The 12,647-nt window shown below is 72.1% G+C and carries 12 protein-coding genes and 1 pseudogene; 3 read left to right on the top strand and 10 right to left on the bottom strand.

Annotated features, from left to right (window positions below; genetic code table 11):
• Nucleotides 1–84 precede the first annotated feature (84 nt).
• The gene (locus tag OG974_RS22210) at nt 85–1,317 is read left to right on the top strand and encodes a hypothetical protein (protein WP_327284404.1); all 1,233 of its coding nucleotides are present in this window, start codon (nt 85–87) and stop codon (nt 1,315–1,317) included.
• Nucleotides 1,314–2,726, top strand: a complete 1,413-nt coding sequence (locus OG974_RS22205; protein ID WP_327284403.1) for a hypothetical protein — start codon at nt 1,314–1,316, stop codon at nt 2,724–2,726. The genes OG974_RS22210 and OG974_RS22205 overlap by 4 nt, the downstream gene beginning before the upstream one ends.
• On the opposite strand, the gene OG974_RS22200 is transcribed toward OG974_RS22205, so the two are convergent.
• From OG974_RS22200 to OG974_RS22175, 6 genes and pseudogenes are all read right to left on the bottom strand, one after another.
• Entirely contained in the window at nt 2,710–3,276 is a 567-nt protein-coding gene (locus tag OG974_RS22200; RefSeq protein WP_327284402.1) for a DUF4291 domain-containing protein, read from the bottom strand. The genes OG974_RS22205 and OG974_RS22200 overlap by 17 nt on opposite strands.
• A gap of 121 nt (nt 3,277–3,397) precedes the next feature.
• A pseudogene (aroC, locus tag OG974_RS22195) lies at nt 3,398–4,581 on the bottom strand (chorismate synthase).
• The gene (locus tag OG974_RS22190; RefSeq protein ID WP_328763244.1) at nt 4,578–5,768 is read right to left on the bottom strand and encodes a 3-hydroxybenzoate 6-monooxygenase; all 1,191 of its coding nucleotides are present in this window, start codon (nt 5,766–5,768) and stop codon (nt 4,578–4,580) included. The pseudogene aroC and the gene OG974_RS22190 overlap by 4 nt, the downstream one beginning before the upstream one ends.
• 24 nt (nt 5,769–5,792) lie before the next feature.
• Nucleotides 5,793–7,064: a 3-phosphoshikimate 1-carboxyvinyltransferase gene (gene aroA / locus OG974_RS22185; protein ID WP_327284399.1), complete on the bottom strand. Its 1,272-nt coding sequence runs from the start codon at nt 7,062–7,064 to the stop codon at nt 5,793–5,795.
• Nucleotides 7,061–7,468 (bottom strand): hypothetical protein, encoded by a 408-nt coding sequence (locus tag OG974_RS22180; protein ID WP_371644194.1) that lies wholly within the window; start codon nt 7,466–7,468, stop codon nt 7,061–7,063. Before OG974_RS22180 ends, aroA begins: the two co-directional genes overlap by 4 nt.
• Nucleotides 7,469–7,472: 4 nt before the next feature.
• Nucleotides 7,473–8,174 carry an SDR family oxidoreductase gene (locus OG974_RS22175; protein ID WP_327284397.1) on the bottom strand — a complete coding sequence of 234 codons (702 nt, stop codon included), beginning with the start codon at nt 8,172–8,174 and terminating at the stop codon, nt 7,473–7,475.
• A 222-nt stretch (nt 8,175–8,396) separates the two neighbouring features.
• Between OG974_RS22175 and OG974_RS22170 the strand changes: the two genes are divergently transcribed.
• Complete coding sequence (locus tag OG974_RS22170) at nt 8,397–8,864, top strand: AtaL-like protein (RefSeq protein ID WP_371644192.1); 468 nt, start codon at nt 8,397–8,399, stop codon at nt 8,862–8,864.
• A gap of 75 nt (nt 8,865–8,939) precedes the next feature.
• On the opposite strand, the gene OG974_RS22165 is transcribed toward OG974_RS22170, so the two are convergent.
• Genes OG974_RS22165 through OG974_RS22150 form a run of 4 tightly spaced genes read right to left on the bottom strand, consistent with a single transcriptional unit; the run spans nt 8,940 to nt 12,634 of the window.
• Nucleotides 8,940–9,248, bottom strand: coding sequence for a hypothetical protein (locus tag OG974_RS22165; RefSeq protein WP_327284395.1), 309 nt, complete (start codon nt 9,246–9,248; stop codon nt 8,940–8,942).
• Nucleotides 9,245–11,128, bottom strand: a complete 1,884-nt coding sequence (locus OG974_RS22160) for an anthranilate synthase family protein (protein ID WP_327284394.1) — start codon at nt 11,126–11,128, stop codon at nt 9,245–9,247. The genes OG974_RS22165 and OG974_RS22160 overlap by 4 nt, the downstream gene beginning before the upstream one ends.
• Complete coding sequence (locus tag OG974_RS22155; protein WP_371644190.1) at nt 11,125–11,805, bottom strand: isochorismatase family protein; 681 nt, start codon at nt 11,803–11,805, stop codon at nt 11,125–11,127. The genes OG974_RS22160 and OG974_RS22155 overlap by 4 nt, the downstream gene beginning before the upstream one ends.
• A gap of 58 nt (nt 11,806–11,863) precedes the next feature.
• The gene (locus OG974_RS22150) at nt 11,864–12,634 is read right to left on the bottom strand and encodes a 2,3-dihydro-2,3-dihydroxybenzoate dehydrogenase (protein WP_327284392.1); all 771 of its coding nucleotides are present in this window, start codon (nt 12,632–12,634) and stop codon (nt 11,864–11,866) included.
• Nucleotides 12,635–12,647: the final 13 nt, after the last annotated feature.

The raw sequence follows: 12,647 nt of genomic DNA, 5'->3' as shown, positions 1-12,647 counted from the left end.
GTGGTGACGGGTGGCGCGATGGTGACAAAAACACATGTGACGACCACTTAAAGTGATCATGTGTTGTCGCCGACGATGGTCGGCATGAAGGGATCTCCCCCATCGGACTCCGGCGGTGCGGACGACGACGCCGAGGCGCAACGGGCAGGGGTGCGGCAAGAGGCCACCGCGTCGGGCGAGGCCCGCGTGTACCAGGCCGGCCGCGACATGCGCGTCCTCGACATCCGCATCCCTCGCGGCATCCGGAACACGTTCCTCGTCCTGCTGGTCCTGGCGCTGCTCGGCGGCGGGGCATGGGCAGTGGTGCACTGGGTGCTGCCGTCCTACGCGCCGACCTACAAGACGCAGTTCCTCATGGACGCCACCGCCGCCGATGCCGCGGACGCGGCCGCCGTCGCCGCCTCCCTCGGGACCGTCCTGGGCAACTCCGGCGACTCCGACGCCCTGGCCCTGCGCCGCTTCGGCGGCGAGTGCGGAGCGGACGGCAACACCAAGCTGCTGGTGGACTTCGGCACCGACAACCGGCAGGACATCGTCCGGGCCGCACGGCAGGCCCCGGTGGGCGGCCGGGCCACCTTGCTGCGGGGCATCGTCCAGGCCGTGGACGACTTCACCACCACGTTCGCGATCGGCGCCGGTCAGCGCGCCAAACAGGTGAACCGCATCGTCGTCGTCACCCGACACGGCAAGGACGCCTGCGACGACGACACCGACTTCGTCCGGCGCGAGATCGGGGAACGGATCCGCGCAGCCGGGCTGGACATCGAATTCCGCCTGATCGGCTACCAGGTACCGGAGGACCAGAGCGAAGGCCTGAAGTCGATCGCCGGCGCCGGCTCCAACCCGACCGAACCGGTCTTCGCGAACACGCAGGCGGACCTCGACGCGGCCCTCGAATGGTCGACCAACACCGAACCGGTCCTGCGGAACGCCACGAAGATCGTGGACGTCCTCAACCCCACCGTGACCCGCATCAACACCGCCGTACAGGAGATCACCGACGGCCGGCTGGACGAGGCCGGCCGCAACCTCGACCGGGCCCGGGAACCGCACATCGGCACCGAGTTCGAAGACCTCGGCGGACGGGCCAAGACCCCGGAGGGACGCGACATCAACGACCGGGCGGCGGACCTGCGGGAGCAGCAGGAGACCGTGCTCGACACCGCCGACCGGCTGCTGGAGGCGGCGCGCTCCAAGGCCCCGCTGGGCCCCCGGCACGAGGCCTTCGAGAAGGCCGCCGCCGACTACAACACCCGGGTGGAAGCGATGAACAAGGCACTCGCCGCACTGCGCGCCAAAGCCCCGGCGGCTCGATGACGACCCCTGCGGCCCGGCCTCGCAGGCGCTGGTTGCGGATCGCCCTGGCCGCCCTCGCGGTGGTCGTGATCGGCATGGGGGCGACCGTCGTGTACGTCGTCCGGTCCACCCCGCAGTACCGCACCGCGTTCCTCGTCGACACCTCCGACCCCGGACCGTCCGGTGCGCAGCGGGACTTCGGCGCCCTCGCCGACTCGGTCGGCGCGGCGGTCCGCAACGCCGGGGACGGCGACGCGCTCTCCCTGCGCCGCTTCGGCGGCGGCTGCGGCGAACCGGACAACACGGAGGAACTCGTCAGCAGCGCGACCGGGAACGGGAAACGGATCGGCGCGGCGGCACGCGCGCTGACGCCCGGCGGGAAAGCGACCCTGAGCAGCGGGCTCCTGGCGGCGATCGACGACTTCTCCGGGCGCTACCCCTTCCGCGGCAGCAAGCGCAACCGGATCGTCGTGGTGACCACCCAGGGCACCGACGGCTGCGGCGGCGACCCGGTCGCGATGAACGAGAAGGTCCGCGACCGCATGGACCGCCTGGGCCTGCACCTGGAGTTCCGCTTCGTCGGCTACCGGGTACCCGTCGCGGAGAAGGAGGTCCTGACCCGGCTGGCGTCGGCGACCCGCAGCGCCGCCCCGCAGTTCACCCAAGACGCCGCCGAACTGAACGCGGTGCTGGAGAAGCTCGTGGTCCCCACCCTGCCCGAGGCGAAGCCGATCGAAGTGCCCGCCCAGGAGGTCCCCGTCACCGCCTGCACGCAGGACGCGCCGTCCGAGTATCCCCTCCCGACCGTACCGCCGGAGGCGCTGCCGTCCGTAGCGCCCTCGGTCCGCCTGCCGAACCAGGTCAAGCTGCCCGCCGGAGCCCGGGTCTACGCGGCACGCCCGAACAACCACCTGATCGCGCCCGCGGGCCAGACGTGCGCCTACACCTATTTCGAATCCGGAGCCAACTGGCAGCTGAGCGTGAGTGACCACCCCGTCCTCATGGAGGGCTACGGGCAGGGCCTGACGGTCAGTGAACTGAGCGGCAGGGCCACCGACTGCTCCGACTTCGGCAAGACCTCGCCCGAGCTGCTGGAACAGCTGCCGCCGGACGTCACGGAAAGCGCCTGCAAGGAAGCCGACACGGGCAGGACCGTGAACATCCCCAGCGGCGTCCCGGGGCTCTACGTGGGGACCAGCCGCGAAGACCGGTCGACCGATGTCAAAGCCATGCTCCACCTGCTGCGTTTCCGCGGCGCGCACCCCACCACCAACGGCCTCGTCTGCCTGCTCCCCAAGGAACAGGCAGACGTCTGCACGGCCTCGCTCACCTACTTCTTCCTCCAGCAGACGGCCGGAACGGACATCTCCGCCGCCGACCGCGACCGCGTGATCGCCGCCATCGAGGCCTACGTCAAGAGCCTGCCGTGAGGCGGTGGCCGATCTCCGGAGGGAGCGGGTAGGGGCGCTGCGGCGGGAGCAGGCGTCCGGCACTTGCGCAGTGGCTCGTCCGGGCCAGGTCCGCGATCTTGCGGGCCCGGGCGGTGACGTCCGTGATGTCGACCAGCCAGTCGTCGACGTACCTGCGGATCAGACCGCGGCCGATGCCGACCTGGATGCTGTACTGGTTGAGCGCCCCTCCCCGCAGGGAGCGCTCCGGATCCCATTGGACGTGGACCGGTGCCCCGGCGACGGCGGCCGGGTCCGAGGTCGTCAGGACGGCCCGGGAGAGGGCCTCTTCCCATCCTTCCCGGGTGATCCGCACGGCGAGGATGCGTTCCTGGCCGGGCTTGCGGGCCCAGTTGCTGCGGTGCATCAGCCACAGGAACGACGGCTTGATCCACGTCATGCGGTGGAAGGAGAACGGCGGCACGAACCGGCCTGCCTCCAGGGCGGGAGCGGCCACGGCGGGCGAGTACGCCTGGTAGACCACGATCGTCCGGGCGTCGTAGTCGGCTCGTACCTCGTACAGCGGTGGCATGTACGCACCCTGCCAGCCGCCCCGGCAGCTCGGCGAGCCGTGTTTTCCCACGGCCGCCCGGTGGGAGGCGCGCGGCGGGAGCCCACGGTGGGGCACGGGGTGTCCGTGCCCCCTCCCGCGATCAGCCGATGCGCAGCGCGTCGAGGTACGACCGGACGTTGCGCCGGGTCTCGGCCACCGAATCGCCGCCGAACTTCTCCACGACCGCGTCCGCGAGGACCAGGGCGACCATCGCCTCCGCCACGATCCCGGCCGCCGGGACCGCGCAGACGTCGGAGCGCTGGTGGTGCGCCGCGGCCGCCCCGCCCGTGGCCACGTCCACCGTGGCCAGGGCCTTCGGGACCGTCGCGATCGGCTTCATCGCCGCCCGGACGCGCAGCAGCTCGCCGGTGGTCAGACCGCCCTCGGTACCGCCCGAGCGGCCCGAGGTCCGCCTGATGCCCCCGGGGGTGGACACGATCGCGTCGTGCGCCCGGGAGCCCGGCACGCGGGCCAGGTCGAAGCCGTCGCCGACCTCCACCCCCTTGATCGCCTGGATGCCCATCAGCGCCGCCGCGAGACGGGCGTCCAGGCGACGGTCCCAGTGGACGTGCGAACCGAGCCCACCGGAACCCCGTGGGCCAGGACCTCGACGACACCCCCGAGGGTGTCGCCGTCCGCGTGGGCCTGGTCGATCGCCGCGGCCATCGCCTTCGACGCGTCCGCGTCCAAGCAGCGCACCGGGTCGGCGTCCAGCCGCTCCACGTCCCCGGGCAGCGGGTACACGCCGTCCGGGGCCTTGACCGCGGCCAGCTCCACCACGTGCGACACGATCTCGATGCCCGCGACCTCCTTGACGAAGGACCGCGCGATCGCGCCGAGGGCGACGCGCGCTGCGGTCTCACGGGCGCTCGCGCGCTCCAGCACCGGCCGGGCCTCGTCGAAGCCGTACTTCTGCATGCCCGCCAGATCCGCGTGGCCCGGACGCGGACGCGTCAGGGGGGCACCCCGGCCCGTCGCCTTCAGCTCCGAGGGGTCCACGGGATCGGCCGACATGACCTTCTCCCACTTCGGCCACTCGGTGTTCCCGACCATGACCGCGATCGGCGACCCCAGCGACAGACCGTGCCGGACACCGCCGAGGAACGTCACCGCGTCCTGCTCGAACTTCATCCGCGCACCGCGCCCGTACCCGAGCCGCCGCCGCGCCAGATGGCCGGCCACCAGCCCGGTGGTGACCGGAACGCCGGCGGGAAGCCCCTCCAGCGTCGCGACCAGCGCCGGGCCGTGCGACTCCCCGGCGGTCAGCCAGCGCAGCCTGCTCAACGGGCCGCCTCGGTCCCGAAGTCGTACGCGTCGTGCAGCCAGGCCACCTTGTCGTACATGTCGTCGTCCGACAGCGAAGCCAGCATCGCGTTGCGCTCGACGCGCGCGTCGCCCGCCGCGTGGTACAGCTGCCGCCCCATCTCGCGCGCCACCAGCTGCACCTGCCCGGTCCGTTCGCGCCGCGCCGCGTTGTACTTCTCCAGGCGCTGCTCGTAGTCGGCCGGGCAGCCGTCGAGCAGACCGCTCAGCAGCACCGCGTCCTCGACGGCCTGGCAGGCTCCCTGGGCGGCGTACTGGAGCATCGGGTGCGCGGCGTCGCCCAGCAGCGCCACCCGGCCCTCGGTCCAGCGGTCGACCGGGTCGCGGTCGCACAGCACCCAGGCCTTCCAGTCCCGGCCCAGCTCCAGCAACCGCCGGGCCGCTCCGGACAGTTCGGGGAAGGAGTTCAGCACGTGGCCGTGCTCGGCCGGTACGCCGGCGACGGCCTCGGTGGCGCCGTCGTCGCGGGTCGCGGCGAGGTTGAAGTGCTCTCCGCCCGCGATGGGGTAGTGGACGAAGTGCCACTTCGGGCCGGCCCACAGGGTGACGGTGTTCCACCGCAGCTCCTCGGGGACCTCCGACATCGGGATCACCGACCGGTAGATGGTGTGCCCGGAGACCCGCGGGGAGCCGTCGGCAACCATCTGCTGCCGGATGGCGGAGTGCAGCCCGTCCGCGCCGATCAGGGCGTCGCCGGTGATGCGCCGGCCGTCCGCGAGGACGGCGGAGACCGCGCCCGCCTTCTGCTCGTACGCCACCACGTGGTGGCGGCCCAGCAGTTCGACGCCGGGGTGCCGGCGGGCGGCCTCCAGCAGCGGCAGGTACAGGTCGACGCGGTGCACGACGGCGTACGGGTTGCCGAACCGGGCCCGGTACTTCTCCTTCACCGGCATGGCGGCGACCTTCTCGCCGGTCGTGCCGTCCATGAAGCGCAGCTCGTCGATGAAGACGGCGCGGTCGCGGACGTCCTGGCCCACGCCCAGCAGGTCGAGGGCGTGGAAGGCGTTCGGGCCGAGCTGGATGCCCGCGCCGACCTCCGTGAACACGTCCCGGCGCTCCAGCACGGTGACCCGGTGTCCGCGCTTCGCGAGTCCGAGCGCCGCGGCGAGGCCACCGATGCCACCGCCGGCGATGAGTATGTCGGCCATGGGTTTTTCCCATCCCTTTCGTTGTCAGTGACTGTGGGTGCCCGAGCGGTGGGCCGGGAAGAGCCGTCCCAGTTCGGCGTGGAAGCCGGGGAAGGTCTTGCCGACACAGGACGGGTCGTCGAGGGTGATGCCGGGGACGCGCAGGCCCAGTACCGAGAACGCCATGGCGATCCGGTGGTCCCGGCGGCAGGCGATCCGGGCCGCGGCGGGGCGGCCCGGGTGGACGGTGAGCCGCTCCGGTCCGGATTCGGTGCGGACCCCGAGCGCCCGCAGGTTCTCCTCGACCGCGGCGATCCGGTCGGACTCCTTGAGCCGTGCGTGCCCGATGCCGTGCACCGTGATCGGCGCGTCGGCGAGCGGGGCCACCGCGGCGAGCGTCATGAACGTGTCGGAGATGTCGCCCATGTCGACGTCGAAGCCGCCGCGCAGTGGTCCGGTGCCGGTGACGGTGGTCGCCCGGTCGGTGATCTCCACCCGGGCGCCCGCCCGGCGCAGCACCTCCACGAAGCCGAGGTCGCCCTGGACGCTGCCGCGGCCGAGGCCGGGCACGGTGACGGTGGTCCCGGTGACGGCGGCCGCGGCGAAGAAGTACGAGGCGGTGGACGCGTCGGGTTCGACGTCGAGTTCGGCGGCCCGGTAGCCGCCGGGCAGCACCTGGATCGCGCCGTCCTCGAACTCGTCGACGTACGCGCCGAAGTGGCGCATCAGCGCCTGGGTCATGGTGATGTACGGGCGGCTGACCAGCCCCGCGCCCCGCACGGTCAGCGGCCGGCGCATCAACGGTCCCGCCATCAGCAGCCCGGTGAGGTACTGGCTGCTGAGCGAGGCGTCGACGGTCAGCTCGCCGCCGGTCAGGCCCCGGGCGGCGACGGTCAGCGGCAGTCCGCCGACCGGCTCGGTGACCCTGGCGTCCGCACCGAGCCGGCCCAGTGCGTCCGCGAGGGGGCGCAGTGGCCGGGCGCGCAGCTGGTCGGTGCCGTCGAAGGTGAAGGCGCCGCTGCCGGTCGCCGCGAACGGGGGCAGGAACCGGGCGGCGGTGCCCGCGTCCTCGCACCACACCGCGCCGCCGGCGGCCGGGGCGCGCCCGCTCCCGGTGACCTTCCAGCCGTCGCCGTCCGGGGCGACGGGGACGCCGAAGCCGGCCAGGGCCTCCCGGAAGGCGATGGTGTCCTCGCTGACCAGCGGGGCCCGCAGCAGCGAGACCCCGTCGGCCGCGGCGGCCAGCAGCAGCGCCCGGTTGGTGATGCTCTTGGAGCCCGGGATCCGGGCGGTCAGCACGGCCGTGGCGCTGGTCACGCGCCCTCCCGGTGTCCGGCGCGGGCCAGGCCGGCCCGGGCGGTGGCGGCGACCCGCTCGGCGCAGAAGCCGTGCTGCGCGTAGAGGGCGGTGTACGGGCCGCCCGGGGCGAACTGGTCGAGGCGGACCGGGATTCCGGCGTCGCCGAGCAGCTGGTACCAGCCGAGCGCGGAGCCGGCCCGTACGGACACGCGGGCCCGGACGCCGCACGGCTGCGGGCCCGGGGTCGACACGACCCGGGCGGCGATGCCCTCGCGGCCCAGGATGGCGCGGGCGTCGCGGGCGATGTGGACCTCACCGGCGGTGGCGATCAGCACCACGTCGGGGTCGGTCCGTACGCGGCCCTGCTTGGACCAGCCGGGCTCGCCCGGGTCGTCGACGGCGGTGGTCGTGGGAGTGGTCACGGCTCTACTCGCTCGTCTTGCGGTCGAGCACGAGGTCGTGCCCGACGATGTACGCGGCGGCGTCGGAGCAGAGCCAGACCACGGTGTCCGCGATCTCCTCGACGCTGGCTCCCCGGCCGAGGGGGCAGGGGCTGATCGCGTTGATGCGGATGGACTGGGAGACGTACTCGCGGGCCGCGGTCCGGGTCAGGGCGCTGACGGCGGCCGTGGAGGCGGCGTACGCGCCGAGGCCGGGGAGCATGCCCTGGGAGCCGATGTTGCTGGCGGTGTTGACGATGACGCCGCCGCCGGCGGTCTCCATGTGGGCGATCTCGTGCTTCATGGACAGCCAGACGCCGGTGAGGTTGGCCGTCAGGGTGTGGGCCCAGACCGTCTCGTCGATGTCCGCGACGGACTGGTGGGGGCCGAGTTCGGTGGTGTTGTTGAAGGCCACGTTCAGGGCGCCGTGCCGGCGCACGGTCTCGGCGACGACGTATCCGGCGCCGGTGTCGGCGGCGGCCGTCGTGTCCGACACGTCGGCGACCACGCTGTCGGCCCGCCCGCCCTCGTCACGGATCAGTTTGACCGTTCCTTCGAGCGTCTCCGGGTGGCGGCCTGCGACCACCACCAGGGCGCCGAGCCGGGCGAAGGCAACCGCCGCTGCCCGGCCGATGCCTTCGCCTCCTCCGGTGACGAGGACGACCTGGCCGTCGAACCGTTCAGACATCAGCGTTCTCCTGATTCTCCGCGTCGGATTTAACGGGAAGGCGCTCTGTGGAACGCCGCCAACCAACCGTCACACTGCAAGAGAAGGGCGCCGGTGAGGCAGTGGAATCCGGTCACTTCGTCAGGTCCTCGGGGCAGGTGACGTAATGCCCCGCCGCGCTTTGACACGGTCGTTCTCCCGACCGATGCTGCACGCCGGCCCAGCGGCGGAAAAGGGAGATCAATGCTGACGCTTTCATGGACCCGTCCAGTCGTCGGCGCAGCTCAGAAGGGGTGTCCGGCTCCCACGCGGGAGAGCCTGTGGCAGGCTCTGCTCCACAAGGCGGAGTTCCCCACCGGTTATGTTCCGGCCATTACGGAATGCCGGATCAACGAGCGCTACGCCGATGGATTTCTCCGGGAAATCCGGCGCGGTGAGCTGACGTTCCTGCAACGCGTCACTCCGCAGGAGAGTGCCGGACGCATTACCTACCGGCATCTGAACGACACCGACATCGCCGAGATACGCAACGAGATCGGCGAGGACGAGGACGGCCGGCTCACGCTCACGCTGAGCATCACCCTGACCGACCGCCCGGCAGCGGCGATCCTGGCGCAGAACACCTATCTGCGGGACCTGGACAGCGATTTCCACGGCACGCTGGACGCCATGACGGAGGTCCTGCGCGACGTCCTGAGCAAACGGTCGTGAGCCCACGCCGACGGCCCCCCACACCCCGGAAGGGACGTGAGGGGCCGTCGGTGTTCTCGTCGGTGTTCTCGTGGCTCACACCCTCCCGGGCAGCTCGGGGACACCCTCGACGGTCGCCTCCACGTCGAACACCGTGTACTGGACCGGGGCCCGCCCGATCAGCTCGGCCGCCCGCGGGGCCAGCGGCTGCGCCGCCGCCTCCGCGGACTCCCACAGCATCACCGCGCCCCAGCGCTCCGTCTGCGGGTCCGCGATCCAGAACTTCAGGCGCAGCCCCTCGACCGCGGCGAACCGGTCGATCGCCTCATCGCGCAGGTACGCCCGCAGCGAGTCGCTGGTGTGCCCCGAGCCCTTCAGGTCCCACCATGCCACCGTCGCCTTCATACGGCCTGCTCCCGGAGCAGTCCGGAGAGGGCCTCGCTGACGATGCGGATGCCGTCCTCGGTGAGCACCGACTCGGCGTGGAACTGCATCGAGCGGAAGCCCGGACCGCGCAGGGCGTGGACCTCCCTGGTCCCCGGCTCCCGGCACACCTCGACCGTGCCGATCCCGGGCACCTCGACGGAGTCCGAGGCGCTCTGCGCGGCGAAGGTGTTGTAGAAGCCGACGCGCTCCCGGCGCCCGAACAGCTCGATCTCCCGCTGCACGCCCTGGTTGGGCTGCTCCCGGCGCTTGAGCGAGAAGCCCAGCTTGGTGCTGAGCACCTGGTGGCTGAGGCAGACCGCGAGGAACGGCCGGCCCTCGGCGAGCAGGACGTCCACCGCGGACCGCAGGTGCGCGATCTTCGGGTGGTCCACGTCCCGCGGGTCGCCCGGCCCCGGACCCATGACGACCAGGTCGTACGGGGCGAAGCTGTACGGCTCGTCGAACCGGCAGACCGTGACGTCGGCCTCCATGGCCCGCAGCTGGTGCTCGATCATCGCGGTGAAGGTGTCCTCCGCGTCGACCACCAGTACCTTGCGGCCCACCAGCAACGGCACCGGCCGGGCCCGGGAAGCGTCGTCGTCCAGCCAGAACCCGGCGATCGTGGCGTTGCGCCGGCTCAGCGCCGCCCGGACGTCCGGGTGGTCGCCGAAGCGGCGCGGCCCCGACTGCTCGAACATCGCGAGCAGGCCCGCCGCCTTCGCGCGGGTCTCGGCGACCTCGGACAGCGGGTCCGAGTGGCGCACGAGGGTGGCGCCGACGCCGATGCGCATCCGGCCGCCGGCGTCGATGTCGGCGGTGCGGATCAAGATCGCCGAGTCCAGCGTCCGCTCGCTGTTCTCGTCCTGGCCCATCAGGGCCAGCACACCGCTGTAGTAGCCGCGGCCCCCGGGCTCGTACTTCTTGATGACCCGGCCCGCGCTCTCCAGCGGGGAACCGGTGACCGTCGGTGCGAACAGGGTCTCGTGGAGGATCTCCCGGGGGTCGCGGGAGGTGCGGCCCTCGATGAAGTACTCGGTGTGGGCGAGGCGGGCCATCTCCTTGAGGTACGGCCCGACGACCCGGCCGCCCGATTCGCAGATCCGGGCCATCATCTTGAGTTCCTCGTCGACGACCATGTACAGCTCGTCGGCCTCCTTGCGGTCGGCGAGGAAGTCCATGACGCCGGGCAGTTCGGGCCCCGAGGCGGGGAACCTGTACGTGCCGCTGATGGGGTTCATCACGGCCCGGCCGCCGGAGAGGCTGACGTGGCGCTCGGGCGAGGCGCCGATGAGGGTGCGCCCGCCGGTGTGCACGATGAACGTCCAGTACGCGCCGGTCTCCCGTTCCAGCAGCCGGCGGAAGAAGCGCAGGGCCGCGGCGACGGAGTACTCGCTGATGTCGGCCACGAAGGACCGCTTCATCACGAAGTTGGCGCCGGCGCCGGTGCCGATCTCGTCCGCGATGACGCGGCGGACCGTCTCGGCGTACGCGTCGTCGTCGATGTCGAAGTCGCCGCCCGCCGCGAGGTGGACGGGGGCGTCGGGGATCGCGGCCAGGACGGTGTCGAGCGGCACCTGCCCCTGTTCCTCGATCACCATCGCGAGCAGCGGGGTGCCGTCGTCGGGCGCCTCGAAGCCGCGCTCGGCGAGCTGCCGGTACGGGACCAGGGTGAGCACGTCCTGGCGGGCCCCGGCGCCCGCTTCGACGTCCCGGAGCGGGATGTCGGCGAGGGTGGCCGCCTCGGTGAACTCACCGAGGAAAAGGTCGAGTTGCCGGGTGACGGTGGTCTCCGGACGGTGGATCAGCGCGAAGGCCGGCGGCCGGCCCGTCAGGATCTGGCCCAGCAGGTCCGCGGTCATACGGATTCCCCTCCCGCTCCCGCGTACGCGGCCACCCGGTCGGGGAGGGCGGTCAGGAGCTCCTTGGTGGTGGTGAGGCGGGCGCAGCGGCCGGCGGCGTATGCGAGCGCCATCCGGTGCTCCTCCCAGCTGAAGTCGGCGATGGCATCGGCGACGAGGAAGGGCTGGATGTCGTTGGTGAACGCGTCGACCGCGGTCATCAGGACGCCCACGTGGGCGTACACCCCGCAGATGATCAGCTGGTCGCGGCCCTGCGCGCGCATCCGCTCCAGCAGGTCGGTCTTGAAGAAGGCGCTGTAGCGCCACTTGGTGAGCATCCAGTCGCCGGCGGCGGGCGCCACCGGGTCCACGACCTGGCGGTGCTCCGGGCTGGGCTGCATGCCCGGTCCCCAGAAGTCCTTGAGGAGCCCGCGCTCCTCGGGTGTCATGCCGCCCGGCTGCGCCGTGTACGCGACCGGGATGCCGAGCTCGGCGGCGCGTACGCGCAGCTCGCCGGCGTTGCGGGACAGGTCCACGACGGGCTGCTCGCCCGCCGGGAAGGCGGCCAGGAAGTACTTCTGAAGGTCGTGCACCAGCAGGACGGCGCGGTCGGGATCGACGTCCCAGTCGACGGCGGAGGCGGGCAGGTCGGCCGCCGACGGCATCGGATAGGGGCTGATCGCAGGTATGCCTGCCATGCCTTTCTCCCTCTCGTTCACGCTCTCGTTCACGGTTCGCTGACGGGTCGCACCGTTCTCAGGCACCGAGCGCCGCACCGCCGTCCACGGTGAGGTCGTGCATGGTGATGTGGGCGGCCTTGTCGGAGAGCAGGAAGACCACCGCTTCGGCGACGTCCTCGGGACGCGCGAGCTTGCCGAGCGGGATGCCGACGCGGTACGCGTCCGGGACCCCGTCGATGGAGGCCCGGGCGCTGCTCTCGTCCTCCCACATGGAGTTGAGCATGGGGGTGTCCGTGGAGCCCGGCGCGACGAGGTTCGCGCGGATGCCGAACTTGGCGACCTCCAGCCCCAGGCACTTGGTGAACATCGTCGCGGCGGCCTTGGAGGCGGCGTACGCGGACATCTCGGTACGGGCGGTGCCCGCGGCGTTGGAGGCGATCGTGACGATCGCTCCCCGCCGGCGCGGCACCATGCGGTTGACGACGGCCCGGGAGACGAAGAAGACCCCCGTGGTGTTGACCGCGAACGTCGTGCTCCACTCCTGGTCGGTCAGCTTGCGCGCCTCGGCGAGCCGCAGCACGCCGGCCGCGTTGACGAGGAAGTCGAGCGGTCCGACGAGCGCCTCGACGTCGTCGACCAGCGCCTCGACGTCGGCGCTGGCGGTGACGTCGGCCGGGAACGGGTCGACCCGGCCGCCCTCCTCGCCGACGGACTTGGCCACGTCGCGCAGGCGGTCGGCGTCCCGGTCGACCGCCGCCACCCGGACGCCCCGGGCGGCCAGGGCACGGACGATGGCCTCGCCGATGCCGCCTGCCGCTCCGGTGACCAGAGCGATCTTTCCTTCCATGATGGAGTAACCC

Origin of the sequence: Streptomyces sp. NBC_00597, assembly GCF_041431095.1 — a bacterium.
GTDB lineage: Bacteria > Actinomycetota > Actinomycetes > Streptomycetales > Streptomycetaceae > Streptomyces.
This window is presented reverse-complemented; position numbering and strand designations above follow the sequence as displayed.